The 15,864-nt window shown below is 71.0% G+C and carries 16 protein-coding genes; 10 read left to right on the forward strand and 6 right to left on the reverse strand.

All coding sequences use genetic code 11. The features are described 5' to 3' along the window. The first annotated feature begins 98 nt into the window (after positions 1–98). The 5 genes from JOD63_RS04540 to JOD63_RS04560 all read left to right on the forward strand — a co-directional run bounded on the left by JOD63_RS04540 (position 99) and on the right by JOD63_RS04560 (position 4,947). Complete coding sequence (locus JOD63_RS04540) at positions 99–857, forward strand: class I SAM-dependent methyltransferase (RefSeq protein ID WP_045275744.1); 759 nt, start codon at positions 99–101, stop codon at positions 855–857. Positions 858–903: 46 nt separating this feature from the next. Beyond that, entirely contained in the window at positions 904–1,533 is a 630-nt protein-coding gene (locus JOD63_RS04545; protein ID WP_045275745.1) for a dihydrofolate reductase family protein, read from the forward strand. Between the two features lie 70 nt (positions 1,534–1,603). Then, positions 1,604–2,677, forward strand: coding sequence for a redox-regulated ATPase YchF (gene ychF, locus JOD63_RS04550; protein ID WP_045275746.1), 1,074 nt, complete (start codon positions 1,604–1,606; stop codon positions 2,675–2,677). Positions 2,678–2,687: 10 nt separating this feature from the next. Beyond that, entirely contained in the window at positions 2,688–3,227 is a 540-nt protein-coding gene (locus JOD63_RS04555; protein ID WP_052682513.1) for an alpha/beta fold hydrolase, read from the forward strand. Positions 3,228–3,294: 67 nt separating this feature from the next. Beyond that, on the forward strand, positions 3,295–4,947 hold the full coding sequence (locus JOD63_RS04560; protein WP_045275748.1) for an ABC-F family ATP-binding cassette domain-containing protein: 1,653 nt from the start codon (positions 3,295–3,297) through the stop codon (positions 4,945–4,947). A 42-nt stretch (positions 4,948–4,989) separates the two neighbouring features. Here JOD63_RS04560 and JOD63_RS04565 read toward each other — a convergent pair whose 3' ends face one another. Then, positions 4,990–5,334: a LysR family transcriptional regulator gene (locus JOD63_RS04565; RefSeq protein WP_045275749.1), complete on the reverse strand. Its 345-nt coding sequence runs from the start codon at positions 5,332–5,334 to the stop codon at positions 4,990–4,992. Between the two features lie 197 nt (positions 5,335–5,531). Next, positions 5,532–5,930 carry a hypothetical protein gene (locus JOD63_RS04570; protein WP_211088046.1) on the reverse strand — a complete coding sequence of 133 codons (399 nt, stop codon included), beginning with the start codon at positions 5,928–5,930 and terminating at the stop codon, positions 5,532–5,534. Positions 5,931–6,052: 122 nt separating this feature from the next. Here JOD63_RS04570 and JOD63_RS18180 point away from each other — a divergent pair, with 122 nt between their 5' ends. The 4 genes from JOD63_RS18180 (at position 6,053) to JOD63_RS04590 (ending at position 9,206) form a co-directional block, all read left to right on the forward strand. Next, positions 6,053–6,760 carry a phosphatase PAP2 family protein gene (locus JOD63_RS18180; RefSeq protein ID WP_084613525.1) on the forward strand — a complete coding sequence of 236 codons (708 nt, stop codon included), beginning with the start codon at positions 6,053–6,055 and terminating at the stop codon, positions 6,758–6,760. A 46-nt stretch (positions 6,761–6,806) separates the two neighbouring features. Then, positions 6,807–7,610: a DUF1206 domain-containing protein gene (locus JOD63_RS04580; RefSeq protein WP_045275750.1), complete on the forward strand. Its 804-nt coding sequence runs from the start codon at positions 6,807–6,809 to the stop codon at positions 7,608–7,610. 45 nt (positions 7,611–7,655) lie between these two features. Next, entirely contained in the window at positions 7,656–8,510 is an 855-nt protein-coding gene (locus JOD63_RS04585; RefSeq protein WP_045275751.1) for a DNA-formamidopyrimidine glycosylase family protein, read from the forward strand. Positions 8,511–8,696: 186 nt separating this feature from the next. Further along, complete coding sequence (locus JOD63_RS04590) at positions 8,697–9,206, forward strand: hypothetical protein (protein ID WP_045275752.1); 510 nt, start codon at positions 8,697–8,699, stop codon at positions 9,204–9,206. Here JOD63_RS04590 and JOD63_RS04595 read toward each other — a convergent pair. Together JOD63_RS04595 and JOD63_RS04600 are read right to left on the reverse strand one after the other, a co-directional pair. After that, positions 9,193–9,816 (reverse strand): carboxymuconolactone decarboxylase family protein, encoded by a 624-nt coding sequence (locus tag JOD63_RS04595; protein ID WP_211088047.1) that lies wholly within the window; start codon positions 9,814–9,816, stop codon positions 9,193–9,195. The genes JOD63_RS04590 and JOD63_RS04595 overlap by 14 nt on opposite strands. A 113-nt stretch (positions 9,817–9,929) precedes the next feature. Further along, positions 9,930–11,450 carry a DHA2 family efflux MFS transporter permease subunit gene (locus tag JOD63_RS04600; protein WP_045275754.1) on the reverse strand — a complete coding sequence of 507 codons (1,521 nt, stop codon included), beginning with the start codon at positions 11,448–11,450 and terminating at the stop codon, positions 9,930–9,932. 181 nt (positions 11,451–11,631) lie between these two features. On the opposite strand from JOD63_RS04600, the gene JOD63_RS04605 reads away from it, so the two are divergent. After that, positions 11,632–13,641, forward strand: a complete 2,010-nt coding sequence (locus JOD63_RS04605) for an ABC transporter ATP-binding protein (protein ID WP_045275792.1) — start codon at positions 11,632–11,634, stop codon at positions 13,639–13,641. Between the two features lie 61 nt (positions 13,642–13,702). On the opposite strand, the gene JOD63_RS04610 is transcribed toward JOD63_RS04605, so the two are convergent. Next, the gene (locus JOD63_RS04610; protein WP_045275755.1) at positions 13,703–14,656 is read right to left on the reverse strand and encodes a glycosyltransferase family 2 protein; all 954 of its coding nucleotides are present in this window, start codon (positions 14,654–14,656) and stop codon (positions 13,703–13,705) included. Between the two features lie 53 nt (positions 14,657–14,709). After that, positions 14,710–15,858 carry a cysteine desulfurase family protein gene (locus JOD63_RS04615; RefSeq protein ID WP_045275756.1) on the reverse strand — a complete coding sequence of 383 codons (1,149 nt, stop codon included), beginning with the start codon at positions 15,856–15,858 and terminating at the stop codon, positions 14,710–14,712. Between the last annotated feature and the right edge of the window lie 6 nt (positions 15,859–15,864).

Genomic DNA, 15,864 nt, shown 5'->3' on the forward strand with positions numbered 1-15,864 from the left:
CTCCGCCTCGGGCTCGACGGTAGGCATCGCGAGGTTGCGCCCGGTTGCATCGCCACGATCGGCCTGCGGGCGTCGGGCGAGGTGGGTAGGTTCGTGGCATGGCAGGTCGCGAGGAGTTGTCCACATCGTTCGGGGCGGCGGCAGCCGCCTACCAGGCGGGTCGCCCGGACTACCCGCGTGAAGCCGTGGACTGGATGCTGGCCCCCGTGCACCACCCCGGGCGCGCGCTGCGGGCGGCCGACGTGGGCGCCGGCACCGGCAAGCTCACGCGGACGATGGTGGAGGCCGGCGCCGAGGTGGTGGCGATCGATCCCGATCCGACGATGCTGCAGACCCTGCGCGCGAGCGTGCTCGGCGTGCCGACGTTCGTCGGGACGGCTGAGCGGATGCCGCTTCCCGACGCGGCACTCGATGCCGTGCTGCTCGGGCAGGCGTGGCACTGGGTCGACCCCGAGCACGGTTCGGCCGAGACGGCGCGCGTGCTGCGCTCCGGCGGCGTGCTGGGGCTCGTGTGGAACATCCGCGACGAGTCCGTGCCGTGGGTCGCCGAGCTCACCACGGCGATGCACGGCAGCCATGCCGAGCAGCTGCTCGCGTCGGGAGGCCCGGTCGTCGCGGATCCCTACGGCGCGGCCGAGTACCGCCGCTGGGAGTGGTCGCGTGAGCTGGATCGGCGCTCGCTCGTCGACATGGCGGCATCCCGCAGCTACGTGATCACCGCCGAGGAGCAGGAACGTGGCCGCATCCTCGCCGCCGTCGACGCGCTGTTCGACCGGCACCACCGTGTGACCGCGGGTGGGGCATCCGTCATCGACCTGCCCTACGTCACCCACGCGTACCGGTTCGTCCGCCCGTGACCGCGGGGTCCGGTGCGGTGTCGGCGCACGGGACTAGCGTGAGCGCATGCGCACTCTGACCGTCTGCAACTTCGTCACCGTCGACGGGCGATACGAGGACGACGAGCACGACATCGGCTCGTTCTTCGAGCATCAGCATCCCGACTACGACGGGGCCGACTCGTTCGACCACTACACCGCCGAGCTGCTGCGCGCCTCGGGCACGCTGGTGCTGTCGGGCAGGCGCTCGGCGCTCGGCAACCTCGCGTACTGGACGGGGGTGCGGGCGGATGCCGCGGCGACGGCGATCCGACGCGAGCTGGCGGAGCTCATCCTCGGCATCGAGAAGATCGTCGTGTCCGACACGATCGGCGAGGACGACGTCGCGCCGTACGAGAAGGTGCGCATCGTGCGGATCGACGACTCCGTCCGCGAGATCGGGGCGCTGCGGCAGGGGGAGGGGGCCGGCATCCTCATCCTGCTCGGGCGCGTGCTGTGGAACCATCTCCTGCGCGCGGGGCTCGTCGACGAGTTGCACCTCGTGACCTTCCCGCTCATCGCCGGCACGGGCGTGCCCCTGTTCGATTCGCGGCCGTCGGTCGCGCTGAAGCTGCTCGACACGCGCGTGTGGCCGGAGTCGGGCAACGTGCTGATGCGCTGGCGCGTCGATCCGCACGAGGCGACCGCATCGTCCTGAGCCCGCAGCGGCCCGTCGCAGACGCGGTGGCGCCGGGGCAGGCATCCGGTGACCCGTAGACTGGGTGCCCGTGGCTCTCACCATCGGAATCGTCGGTCTCCCGAATGTCGGCAAGTCGACCCTCTTCAACGCCCTGACCAAGAACCAGGTTCTCGCGGCGAACTACCCGTTCGCGACGATCGAGCCGAACATCGGCGTGGTCAACCTGCCCGACCCGCGACTCGCGAAGCTCGCCGAGGTGTTCCACTCCGAGCGGATCCTGCCCGCCGCGGTGTCGTTCGTCGACATCGCCGGCATCGTGCGCGGCGCCTCGGAGGGGGAGGGGCTCGGCAACAAGTTCCTCGCGAACATCCGCGAGGCCGACGCGATCGCCCAGGTGGTGCGCGGCTTCGCCGACGACGACGTGGTTCACGTCGACGGTGCGGTGAACCCGCAGAACGACATGGAGACGATCAACGCCGAGCTGCAGCTCGCCGACCTCGAGACCCTCGAGAAGGCGATCACGCGGTACGAGAAGGAGGTCAAGGGCCGCAAGCTCGACCCCTCGGTGCTCGCCGCCGCGATCGAGGCGCGCGACGCGCTGCAGCGCGGAGAGCTGCTGTCGGGCTCGAAAGTCGACCTCGCTCCGATCGCCGAGCTCGGCCTCCTCACCGCCAAGCCGTTCATCTTCGTCTTCAACGTCGACGAGGCGGTGCTGACGGATGCCGCGCGCAAAGAGGCCCTTGCCGCCCTGGTGGCCCCTGCGCAGGCCGTGTTCCTCGACGCGAAGATCGAGTCCGAGCTCATCGACCTCGACCCGGAGGAGGCGGCCGAGCTGCTCGCTTCGACCGGACAGGACGAGTCGGGTCTCGACCAGCTCGCCCGCATCGGGTTCGACACGCTGGGGCTGCAGACCTACCTCACCGCCGGGCCGAAGGAGGCCCGCGCGTGGACGATCGGCAAGGGCTGGAAGGCTCCGCAGGCCGCCGGCGTGATCCACACCGACTTCGAGAAGGGCTTCATCAAGGCCGAGGTCATCTCGTTCGACGACCTCATCGAGACCGGGTCGGTCGTGGAGGCGCGCGCGAAGGGCAAGGCGCGCCTCGAGGGCAAGGACTACGTCATGCAGGACGGCGATGTCGTCGAGTTCCGCTTCAACGTCTGAGAGGACCCAGATGACCGATTTCGCGATTCCGCACGTCATCGACGGCGAGGGCCCGATCGTGCTGGTTCTGATTCCCGAGCACGACCTCGAGAAGGATGCACTCGGAGTCGTCGCGCACTACCTCGCCGAGGAGGCGGGGTTCCACATCGTGCGCATCGGCTCGCGCTCCGACACCGAGAGCCCGCGCGAGCGCGTCGCCGACGTCACCGCCGTGCTCGACCACCTGGGGCACGAGCGCGCCTGGATCGGCGGGCACGGCGTGGGCGGCACCGTGGCGCGCGAGTTCGTGGCGGCGCATCCCGACCGCGTCGACGGACTGCTGCTGCTCGGCGTGGAGGACGAGGACATCGCGCTCGCGCCCGTCGTGCCGGTGCTCATCATCCAGGGCTCCGAAGATGACGTCACCCCGCCGGACCTCGGCGCGGCGCTGCAGGCGACCGCACCCGAGCGTGCGAGCGTCAAGTCGATCGCCGGCGGCGGCCACCTCTTCCCGATGACGCACCCGGTCGAGACCGCCGTGATCATCGAGGAGTACCTCGACTGGGACTGACGGTGCCGCGGGACATCCCCGCCATCGACACGTCGCGCTGCGCGCGGCATCCGGAGAGACGAGAGACATGACCGCCACCCTCGTCGTGCAGGGGCTCGCCGGCGGCTACGGCCATCGCACGCTCTTCGACTCGCTCGACCTCACCGTCGCGCCCGGAGATGTGGTGGGCGTGGTGGGCGCGAACGGCGCCGGAAAGTCGACGCTGCTGCGCCTGCTCGCCGGTGTCGACGAACCGCAGGCGGGAACGATCGCGCTCGCCCCAGCCGATGCCTTCGTCGGCTGGCTGCCCCAGGAGCACGAGCGCGTCGACGGCGAGACCGTCGCCGGGTACATCGCGCGCCGCACCGGATGCGCGCAGGCGACGCGCGAGATGGATGCCGCGGCCGCCGCACTCGGCGACGAATCGCTCGCGGCGCCCGGGACCGATCCCGCCGACGTCTATTCGGACGCCCTCGACCGCTGGCTCGCGAGCGGCGCCGCCGACCTCGACGAGCGCCTGCCGGTCGTGCTCGCCGACCTCGGGCTCGAGGTGGGCGGCGATGCGCGCATGACCGCGCTCTCGGGCGGGCAGGCGGCCCGTGTCGGGCTCGCGGCGCTGCTGCTGTCGCGCTTCGACATCGTGCTGCTCGACGAGCCGACGAACGACCTCGATCTCGACGGCCTCGAGCGGCTCGAGACCTTCGTGCGCGGCATCCGCGGCGGTGTCGTGCTGGTCAGTCACGACCGCGAGTTCCTCGCGCGCTGCGTGACCCGTGTGCTCGAACTCGACCTCGCGCAGAACTCGAACCGGGTGTACGGAGGCGGATACGACGCCTACCTCGAGGAGCGCGCGACGCTGCGCCGCCACGCACGGGAGAAGTACGACGAGTTCGCCGAGAAGAAGGCCGACCTCGTCGCGCGGGCGCGCACGCAGCGCGAGTGGTCGAGCCAGGGCGTGCGCAATGCGATGAAGAAGTCGCCCGACAACGACAAGATCAAGCGCAAGGCGTCGATGGAGTCGAGCGAGAAGCAGGCGCAGAAGGTGCGGCAGATGGAGAGCCGGATCGCGCGGCTCGAGGAGGTCGACGAACCGCGCAAGGAGTGGCAGCTCGAATTCACGATCGGTGCGGCTCCGCGGTCGAGCTCGGTGGTGTCGACGCTGAACTCGGCCACCTTCCGCCAGGGCTCGTTCACCCTCGGTCCGGTGTCGCTGCAGGTGAACGCGGGCGAGCGGATCGGGATCACGGGGCCGAACGGCGCGGGGAAGTCGACCCTCCTCCGCGCGGTGCTGGGAACCCAGGCGCCGGATGAGGGCACCGCGAGTCTCGGGGCCAACGTGCAGATCGGCGAGATCGACCAGGCGCGCTCGCTCCTGGTCGGAGCGCGTCCCCTCGCCGCGGCGTTCGAGGACCTCGCACCCGAGATGGCGTCGTCCGACGTCCGCACCCTGCTCGCGAAGTTCGGCCTGAAGGCCGATCACGTCGGTCGGCCGGTCGATGAGCTGTCGCCGGGGGAGCGAACCCGTGCCGGCCTCGCGCTGCTGCAGGCCCGCGGTGTGAACGTGCTCGTGCTCGATGAGCCGACCAACCACCTCGACCTGCCGGCGATCGAGCAGCTCGAGCAGGCGCTCGAGTCGTACGACGGCACGCTGCTCCTGGTCACCCACGACCGCCGGATGCTCGACACGGTCGAGACGGATCGCCACTGGAGGGTCGAGGCCGGGCGGGTCGTCGAGCTGTGACCGGCGCGGATGCCGCGTGTCGACGCCGCAGTCGGGTGCGCCTCAGCGACCCTGACGCTTCTTGTACGGCTTCGGCTGACCCTTGACTGCCGGGGCACGCCCCTTGCCCTTCGATGCCTTGGCTTTGCCGCCGGCGGGTGCCTTCGGCTTCGCTGCCGGTGCGGGAGCTGCGGCGATCTGCCGCCGGGCCTCGTCGAGGAACAGCTTTCCGGCCGGTGTGAGCCGAGTGGGGTTGTCGCGCGTGATCAGCGTGTGGCCGACCTCGGACTCGAGCTTGTCGATCGCGGAGTGCAGCGCCGGGAGTGGGATGCCGAGGGATGCGGCCGCGCGAGGGAAGTGGAGCTCCTCGGCGACCGCGACGTAGCGTGTGAGCAGCGTGACGTTCACGGCGTCGCCTCCCGCATCGCGCACCCGCGGAGGGCGACGGCCGTGACGGCCCACACGATGTCGTACGCGGCCGGGATGGGGGGATTCGCGGATTCGGGCACGGTTTCAGTGTGCCAGAGGTGTCCGCACGCGCCGCGGGTTCAGACGCGTCTATGCAAGGCGGCTGCGGTGGCCGGCATCCGTCGACGACCGACCCGCTACTCCGGCTTCGCGTCGCTCGGCGTGCGTGTCATCACGATCGCGCGCGGCGGGCCCGGCTCGGAATTCGATCGATCACGCCGGCCTCGCAGCCCGCGCCCGCCGCGCATCACATCGCCGAAGTGGTACGAGATGATCGCCGCCATCCCGATCGCGCCGACCGCGGCGGCGGCGATCTCGCCGCGCGAGCGGGTGCCCCGTCGGAGCAGGAGGGCGCCGAGCACGGCGTTGGCGGCGCTCCAGCCGACGTTCACCGTCGGCGACGAGAGGCCGACGCCCGGAGGATCGGCGAAGGGGGTCGGGAACGGCTCGCCCTGCACGCCCCGCACGCCGTGCGGCACCGCATTGACCAGGAGGGCCGCCCCGACGGCACTGCGGAGGATCGACCGGACCGACATGCGCTCAGCGTACGCGCGCGGGCCGATCGTCGCATCGGCGCCGTGTGCCTGGCGCCTGGCGCCTGGCACACCCGCGGGCGCGGCGGTTTTTCCCCAGGAGACTCGTCCGCCACAATGGCACAGTGGGTGACGACGAACGTCCGGGCGGCGAGCCGGCTGCGTGGCCAGCGCCCGTCGAACCCCTCCCGCATCCCGATCTCCACCCCGCGCTCGTCCTCGCGGTCGGAGTGACCGCCGCGGTCGCCTTCGTCGTGCTCCGCGTCGTCGTGGCGCTCGGCGGACACGCACCGCTCCCGGTCGACCTGTGGTGGCATGACCTGATGCTGCGGACCCTCGACGATGCGGGGGTCGTCGTGGCGTGGGTGCCGGCGATCGTCGGGGGGACCATCGGCATGATCATCGTCGGAATCGTGATCGTGGCGATCTTCGCGCTGCGAAGGCGCGGCTGGGATGCTGCGACCCTCGCGCTCGCCATCGTCGCCGTCGTCGCGATCGGCGCCCCGATGGCGGCGATCATCGCCCGGGTCCGGCCGGCCGACTCCCTCGCCGAGACCGTCGCGACGTCGTTCCCCTCAGGCCACACGGCGGTCGCCACAACGCTCGCGGTCACCCTCGGGCTGCTGCTGCGGCGATGGTATGTCTGGGTGCTCGGCGCCCTGTGGGTGCTGCTCATGATGTGGAGCCGAACGTATCTTCAGGCCCATTGGCTGAGCGATGTCGTCGCGGGACTCCTCGAAGGAATCGCCGTCGCGACGCTGGTGTGGTGCGCGATGTACGCGGTGCGGGTGCGGAGGTCGAACAGGGCTGCATCCGCGGTCGGGTCGGGCTGACTGCTCGCGTCACCACGAGCCCCGACGGCATGGGTACGCTTCGACCATGTCCACCGCGAAGAATGCGGCTCGAGCCGCGCAGGATTCACCCGCATTCCGAGTGATCGCCCGCATCGGGTACGTCGTCCTGGGGGTGGTGCACATCGTGATCGGCGCGATCGCCATCCCCATCGCCACCGGCGGGGGCGGTGGCGAGGCCGATCAGGGCGGTGCGATGGAGCAGATCCGGTCGAGCCCGGCGGGGGTCGTCCTCCTCTGGGTCATCGTGATCGGCCTGACGGCGCTCGCCGTGTGGCAGGTGGCGGAGGCGTTCCTCCAGCGCGACCCTGACGCGAAGCGGAAATGGGGATACCGCATCAAGAACGTCGGCACTGCCGTCGCCTATCTCGCTATCGCGTTCACTGCGCTGGTGTTCGCGCTCGGCGGCAGCTCCGACTCGTCGGACTCGTCGACGACGCTGAGCGCCGGCCTGATGTCGTCGCCGGGCGGGCTCATCGTGCTGATCCTCGTCGGGGTCGTCGTCTTCGCCATCGGGGTCGCCTTCGTCGTGCGGGGCCTCACACGCGGATTCGAGGAGCAGCTTGCGCTCCCGGGCGGTGTCGCGCGTTCCGGCATCGTCACCTTCGGCGTCGTCGGGTACGTCGCCAAGGGCATCGCCGTGGGCGTGGCGGGGGTGCTGTTCGTCGTCGCGGCGTTCACCCACGATCCCGAGAAGGCGGGTGGCTTGGATGCCGCGCTCCACGCTCTCGCCGAGCTTCCGTTCGGCTCGCTGATCCTGTGGGTGGTCGCCGTGGGGCTGATCGTCTACGGCGTGTTCTGCTTCGCCCGGGCCCGCTACGCGCGGATGTGAGCTTCACGCGGGCCGCGTGTCCGCGGGCGGTGGCAGGATGGGCGCATGCCCGAGTCGCCCGAGGTGCAGGCCCTTGTCGACTTCCTCGGGTCGCGCGTCTCCGGTCGCGCGATCGCCGAAGTCGACGTGCTCGAGTTCCGCGTCGTCAAGACGCGCACGCGTCCGCCCGGAGAGCTCGTCGGGTCTTCGGTCACCGCCGCGACGCGGTTCGGGAAGCACGTCGACCTCGCGGTCGGCGATGCGCATCTGGGCATCGCGCTCGGTCGCCACGGGTGGGCGCGCTGGCGCGAGGCGGGCGACGCGGACGCGGCGTCCTCCGGAGCGACCGGCGTCACGGCTGACGCGCCTCCGCCCGCGCTCGCGTCCGTCACCTTCGATGACGGGGCTGTGCTCGAACTGACGGATGCCGGCTCCTGGGTCTCGCTCGGTCTCACGATCACCGACGATCCGCGCGAGGTGCCCGCCGTTGCGAAGCTCGGAGCCGACCCCGCCGATCCCGCCTTCACCGAAGCCGACCTCGGCGCCGTCGTGATCGGCCGCCGCAAGCAGCTGAAAGCGCTGCTGCAGGAGCAGGAGTCGCTCGCGGGCATCGGCAACGCCTACTCCGACGAGGTGCTCCACCTCGCGAAGCTCTCGCCGGTCGTGCAGGCAGCGGCTCTGCGCGACGACGAGCGGGCACGGCTGTTCGCCGCGGTGACGACCACGATCCGCGGAGCCGTCGCAGACCGGCGCGGGGTCCCCATCGATCAGCTCAAGGCGGCGAAGGTCGCGGCGATGCGCGTGCACGGTCGCGGCGGGGAGGCATGCCCGGTCTGCGGCGACATCGTGCGCGACTTCACGTCGGGATCAACGACGGCGCAGTACTGCCCCACCTGCCAGACCGGCGGAGAACGGCTGTGACGCGGCTCAGAGCACGCCGGCGCAGGTAGCATGGCTCGCATGACCAGCACCGAGCAGCCCACCGTCACCCTGCAGCCCATCGCCGACGAGAAGAACCTCCTCGTCCAGGCCGACGCCGAGGGCTCGTGCTGCGGCGGCGGCTGCTGCAGCACCGACTGATCTTCGACGAACGACGATCTCACGTCCGTGACCGATGACGATCTCCACATCACACCGAGGGTCGCCCGCGTCCTGATGTCGGAAGAGGCGATCTACGGCCTCATCCTCGTCTCGGGCATGATCGTCGTCGCGGGAAGCGACGACGGCCGCTCCCTCTCGGTGCTCGTGACCGTGGCAGTGACCGTGCTCGTGTTCTACGCCGCCCACGTGTACGCCGGAGCGCTCGGCCGCCTCGCCGCCACCGACGGGAGCGGCGGGCTGGGCACCAGCCTCCGAGCGGCCGCGCGGCAGTCGAGCGGCATGCTCGCGGCATCCGTCCCCGCGATCATCGTGCTCGCGCTGGGCACGACGCATGTCATCGCCGACGCCACCGCGAACTGGACCGCGCTGGTGCTCAACACCATCGTCCTCGGCGCGCTCGGGTGGATCGCCGTCGCGAGATGGACCACGCATTGGGCGCCGCGCATCATCAGCGCGCTCATCACCGCCGCGTTCGGAGGCGCCCTCATCGCGCTGAAGGCCCTCATCCACCACTGATCGTCGCGCGCGCGTCCGCGCGGCTGCGCTCGTCGGAGATCGAGGCGAGCAGCGTCTCTCGCAGCTCCGGCGACAGGCCGGGCACGTCGTCGACCGGCACGGCGAGTGCGAGCAGCGCCCGGCTGAAGAAGTTCCGAGCCGCAGCGGCGATCGTGATGTCGACGATCTGCCGATCGGTGTAGCCGCGGTCGCGCAGAACCCGTGTGTCGGCGTCCGTCATCGCCGTCGGCTCGCGTGAGAGCCGTTCGGCATACGCCACCGCCGCGGCCTCCGCCGGAGTGAGGCCCGAGGCATCGTCGTCCCGGCGCATCAGCGCCGTCAGCCGCGCCTCGTCGATGGCCTCGGCGCGCAGCGACTTGCGCCCGTGGGCGAGCAGGCAATGCGGCGAGCCGATCGCCCGAGCGGCGGCCAGCGTGACGAGCTCGTACAGCCGCACCCCGATCGAGGGCACCGCGGCGCGGATCAGGGCCTCGAAGGCCTGATGCGCCTCGGGGTTCACCGCCATCGCCTGCGTGTAGCCGAAGACGAAGCCGTCTCCGTCGAGGTCGGTGCGGTACATGTCGGCCGCGTGCCCCGTGAGGCCTTCGGCGGCTGGGGTGTCGATGATCATGATGCCTCCTCGTGCGGGTGCCTGGCATCAGGATGACCGATACCCCGCCCTCCGTCGAGAGGGCGGGGTATCGGACGGATATCGGCGGCGGCGCTCGGCCGCAGCCGAGCGGATCAGTGGCCCGCGGGCATGCCCTCGAACTGCTGGTCGGCGGGCTTGCGGATGAGGAACGCCCCCACCAGCAGCGGGATCGCGACGATCGCGGCGACGAGGAACGCGGCGTGGGTGCCGGCGGCCTCTGCCGCCAGCGCATCCGCGCCGGCCGCGGTGGCACTCGCCGACGCCGAGGCCATCACGCCGAACATCAGGGCGATTCCCGCCGCGCCGGCGACCTGCTGGATGGTGCCGAGAACAGCGGAGCCGTACGAGTAGAACTTGGGCTGCAGCGAACCGAGCGATGCGGTGAACAGCGGCGTGAACGACAGGGCCAGGCCGATCGAGAGCACGGTCTGCGCGACGGCGACGACGGCGATGGGAGTCTCGGCGCCGAAGGTCGTGTAGAACCACAGCAGTCCGGTCGTGATCACGGCACCGGGAACGAGCAGCACGGTCGTGCCCCAGCGGTCGTAGATGCGGCCGATGACCGGACCGAGGAGGCCCATCGCGAGAGCTCCGGGCAGGACGACGAGGCCGGTCTCGAGCGGCGAGACCTCGAGCACGCGCTGCAGGTAGAGCGGCACGACGGTGATCGCGCCGAAGAATGCCATCGACATGATCGCCATCTGCGCGATCGACAGCGTGAAGTTCGCCGAGCGGAACACCCGCAGATCGAGCAGCGCGTCGTCTGCCCGCTGCAGCCTGATCTGGCGCCAGCCGAACAGGGCGAGCGAGACGACGCCGACGGCGAGCGAGACGATGAGCGTCGTGGTCGAGGCCGCGCTCGCGGCTGCAGCCTCGGCGCCCGCACCGTGGCCGCCCGCGCCCAGCTGGCTGAGGCCGAACACGACCCCGCCGAAGCCGAGTGCGGAGAGGACGACCGACAGCACGTCGATCGGTGCGTGGGTGGTCTCGCCGAGGTTGTGGATCCACTTCGCACCGACCACGAGGGCGACGACGGCGATGGGGAGCACGATGCCGAAGATCCAGCGCCACTCGAAGTAGTTGAGCAGCGCGCCCGCCAGCGTCGGACCGATCGCCGGGGCGAGCGACATCACGATGCTGACGCGCCCCATCATGCGACCGCGGATCGCCGCGGGGACGACCGTCATGAGCGTGGTCATGAGCAGCGGCATCATGATCGCCGTTCCCGACGCCTGCACGACGCGGGCGACCAGCAGGAGCGGGAAGCCGGGGGAGACGAACGCGATCAGCGTGCCGAGCGAGAACAGCCCCATGGCGGCGATGTACATCGCGCGGGTAGTGAAGCGGCGCAGCAGGAAGCCGGTGATCGGGATGACCACGGCCATCGTGAGCATGAAGGCGGTTGTGAGCCACTGCGCCGCGAGTGCGGTGATGCCGAGATCGTCGATGAGGTGCGGGATCGCGACGCCCATCGTGGTCTCGTTGAGGATCGCGACGAACGCTGCGCCCAGGAGGAGCCAGATGACGCGGCTCTCCTCGGGGCGCAGCGTCGGCGTCGACGGGGTGACAGCGGGGATGCTGCCTGTTCCGGGACTGGTGTCGATGGCGGCCATGGTCGTCTCCTCGAGGCTCGGATGGTCAGCAGAACGGCCATCCGACGATGGCAAGCTTCGACCATAACCGCATCCGCCGACATCGCATTCCCGATCCGGCCGACGGAATCCTCGCCGCGGTGCGGACTGCGCCGCGCGGATCCCGATGGGTGAGGCCCGAACTAGGCTGACTCGCATGAGCATGGCGGGGCGCGGCGGTCGCGGCGGCGGGGGCGGGCAGCATCCCGGATTCCGTCCGATCGACGAGTCCGCGCAGCGCCGGCAGAACGCCGACGCGCCGAAGATCCCGCACCTCGGGCGGCGGGTCGTGGAGCTCTTCCGCCCGTACCTGTGGTCGATCGTCGTCACCGGCGTCCTCGTCGTCGTCGGAGCCGCCGTCGCCGTCATCCCGCCGCTGCTCGTGCAGCGGATCTTCGACGATGCCCTTTTCCCTGTCGACGGTTCGGCGCCCGACATCCCGCTCCTGTGGCGTCTGGTGGCGCTCATGATCGCCCTGTTCCTGCTCTCGGCGGCGCTCGGCGTCGTGCAGACGTGGCTGACGTCGACGGTCGGCAACCGGGTGACCGGTGACCTGCGCGTGAAGCTGTTCGATCACCTGCAGGCGATGGAGCTGGGCTTCTTCACCCGCACGAAGACGGGCGTCATCCAGTCGCGACTGCAGAACGACGTCGGCGGTGTCTCCGGCGTGCTCACGAACACCGTCACGAGCATCCTCGGCAACACCGTCACCGTGGTCGCGTCGCTGGTCGCGATGATCATCATCGACTGGCGCCTCACCATCATCGCCGTCATCCTCATGCCGATCCTCGTGGTCGTGCAGCGCCGCGTCGGGCAGGTGCGCGCCCGCATCGCCGGCGAGACGCAGGAGTCGCTCTCCGAGCTCACCGCGATCACGCAGGAGACGCTGAGCGTCTCGGGCATCCTGCTCTCCAAGTCGTTCAACCGGCAGCGCACCGAGTCGGCCCGGTACGCCGACGAGAACGTCAACCAGGTGCGACTGCAGGTGCGGCGGGCGATGAGCGGCCAGGGGTTCTTCGCGGTCGTGCAGGTGATCATGGCCAGCATCCCGGCGGTGATCTACCTCGTATCGGGCTACCTCATCACCGGGAGCATCGACGACACGATCACGGCCGGCACGATCGTGGCGTTCACGACGGTGCAGGCGCGCCTGCTCATGCCCCTCATGGGCCTCATGCGGGTCGCGCTCGATCTGCAGACCTCAGGAGCGCTGTTCGCCCGCATCTTCGAGTACCTCGACCTCGTGCCCGCCATCGGCGACGCCCCCGACGCGATCGACGTCGATCGCGCTCCCGGCCCCGCCGGGCGCATCGAGTTCCGCGACGTCGAATTCCGGTATCCGGATGCCGCGCCCGACGCGCGACCCACCCTCGATGGAGTCTCGTTCGTCGCCGAGCCGGGTCGCCATGTCGCCTTCGTCGGGCCGAGCGGTGCGGGCAAGACGACGGTGCTGTATCTGACCCCGCGCCTGTACGAGGTGTCGGGCGGAGCGGTGCTGTTCGCCGGCGCCGATGTGCGGAGACTGCGCCAGGAGTCGATCATCGACCACGTCGGCATCGTGTCGCAGGAGACATACCTGTTCCACGCGACGATCCTCGAGAATCTGCGGTACGCCAAGCCCGACGCGACCGACGCCGAGATCGAGGCCGCGTGCCGTGCGGCGAACATCCACCACGTCATCTCCGGGTTCGAGCGCGGCTACGACACCGTGGTCGGCGAGCGGGGCTATCGCCTCTCCGGCGGCGAGAAGCAGCGCATCGCCATCGCGCGGGTGCTCCTCAAGGACCCGCCCGTGCTCCTCCTCGACGAGGCGACGTCGGCGCTCGACACGGTCTCGGAGCGGGTAGTGCAGGAGGCGCTGGATGCCGCGGCACGCGGCCGCACCACCCTCACCATCGCGCACCGGCTGTCGACGGTGATCGGCGCCGACGTGATCCACGTCGTCGATGCAGGGCGCATCGTCGAGTCGGGCACCCACGCCGAACTGGTCGCCGCCGGCGGGCTGTACGCCGAGCTCGCCGCGCAGCAGCTGGCGACCTCTCGCGTGCTCGAGGCCGAGGAGGCCGAGGAGCCCGACCTCCCCGCCGATCATCCCGAGCGTCGGGCCGATCAGCCGCCCGTAGACGGCGCCGAGGTGCCGGGCGCGGTCGAGGCGGCGATCCCCGAAGCCTGAGACGCGGCTGCGGGAGTCGCTGCGGGAGTCGGGGGGTGGTCCGGTGCTGTGCCGGGGTGCGTCACCACAGCCGGGCCGCGGAGAGCGCGGTGGCCGCGGGCGCCGTCAGCTCCAGGTCCGACGCGCGCGACGCGAGGTCGCGGGCGAATGCGCCCAGTTCGCGCCGGTACTCGTCGTCGGGGTGCGTGCGGGCGATCTCGACGAGGGGCGGAACGTCCATCGCGAGGATCAGGTGCACGCGCGCGGCGATCGCGCGCTGGTGCCCGGCGTCCTCGAGCACGGCGATGCCGCCGGAGAGGGCCTCGAGGTAGTCGCGCAGCACGGGGAGCGCGGCCTTCTGCTGGGTGATCGACGATCCGTCGGCGCGTTCGCGCCATTCGACGACGACATCGGGGATCACATCGAAAGATCGCGCCCGGGTGTACATCTGCTGGGCCACGATCTGATCCTCGTACGCCTTGCCGACGGGGAAGCGCAGATCGGCCCGTCGCCACAGGTCGGTGCGGCTCACCTTGGACCAGGCGACGATGTTGCCGGCGGCATCCGGATGATCGTGAAGGGTCGTCGAGCGGCGCGCCGGGTCGGTCGCGGCAGTCACCCACGGCTGCACGACGCCGGACGTGTAGCCGCCGTCGGCGTCGGGACGCAGCCGCACGTACGCGCCGACCGCGAAGTCGCTGCCGCTGTCGACGACGGCGCCGACCAGGCGCTCCAGCGCGTGCGGCGTGAGTCTGTCGTCGGCATCGAGGAAGCCGACGAACGGCGTGTCGACGAGGGCGAGCGCGGTGTTGCGCGCGGCGCCGAGCCCGAGGCGCACGTCATGGTGCACGACGATGAAGCGGGGGTCGGATGACGCGGCGGCGTCGAAGATCTCACCGGTGCCGTCGGTCGACGCGTCGTCGACGAGCACGGCGACCCACTCGGTGAAGGTCTGCGCCCGGAGCGAGTCGAGGGCCTCTTCCGCGAAGGCGGCGACGTCGAATCCGGGCACGATGACGGTCACGACGGCAGGCACGGATCGATCCTATTCACGCGTGGCCGGTCGAGGGCCGTCGCGGCGCGATGCGTTCAGCGACCCGAGACGGCGGCGACGGATGCCGCGACCGCGTCGGCGACCGCATCGAGGGGATGCCGCCAGGAGTGCGGGAGGGTGAACCGCACCGCGGTCTGCGCCACCTCGGGGGCGATGCCCATCGCGATCAGCACGTGCGAGGGCTCGTCGCTTCCCGCCGCGCACGCGGATCCGCTGGAGGAGACGACGCCGCGCCGCTCGAGTTCGAGCAGCACCGCTTCGCCGCTCGTGCCCGCGAACGTGAAGCTCGCCGTGCCCGGCAGGCGCCGCACCGGGTCGCCCGTGAGCGCGGCCGACGGCACCGCCGCGAGCACCCGCGCGACGAACGCGTCGCGCAGAGTCGCCACCCGCGCGGCAGCCTCGGCGCGCTCGGACTCGGCGAGGTCGAGGGCGGTGGCGAAGCCGACGGCCCCCGCGACGTCTTCGGTGCCCGAGCGGCGCCCGCGCTCCTGACCTCCGCCGTGCAGCAGCGGCTCGAGAGGGATGCGGCCGCGCACGCCGAGAACCCCCGTGCCCTTCGGCGCGCCGAGCTTGTGCCCGGCGAGCGAGATCGCGTCGAAGCCGAGGTCGGCGACCGACAGGGGGAGCCAGCCGGCGGCCTGCACGGCGTCGAGGTGCAGCGCCACGCCGCGCGCACGGACTGCGGCGGCGAGGGCCGCGGCATCCTGGATCGTGCCGACCTCGTTGTTCGCGTAGCCGATGCTCACGAGCGCGGTGTCGTCACGGACGACGGCGGCGAGGTCATCGGCACTCACCCGGCCGACCGCGTCCACGGGCACGTGGGTGACTTCGAAGCCGTGCACGCGGCGCAGGTGGTCGACGGACTCGAGCACCGACTCGTGCTCGATGGGGGTGGTGACGACGTGCCGCTTGCCCGCGTTCAGGGCGGCCGCGACGGCGATGCCCTTCACGGCGGTGTTGTTGGCCTCGGTGCCGCCCGACGTGAAGACGATGTCGCCGGCCCGCATGCCGAGCACCCGCGCCACCCGCGCTCGGGCGTCGGCGAGCGCCTCGGCCGCCGCTTCTCCGACCGTGTGGTGGCTCGACGGGTTGCCGAACCACCGCGTGAGGTACGGCGTCATCGCCTCGAGCACCTCGGCGCGCACGGGCGTGGTCGCCGCGTTGTCGAGGTAGAGCGTCGTCATGGCTGC

The sequence above is a fragment of the Microbacterium terrae genome (assembly GCF_017831975.1).
Lineage (GTDB): Bacteria > Actinomycetota > Actinomycetes > Actinomycetales > Microbacteriaceae > Microbacterium > Microbacterium terrae.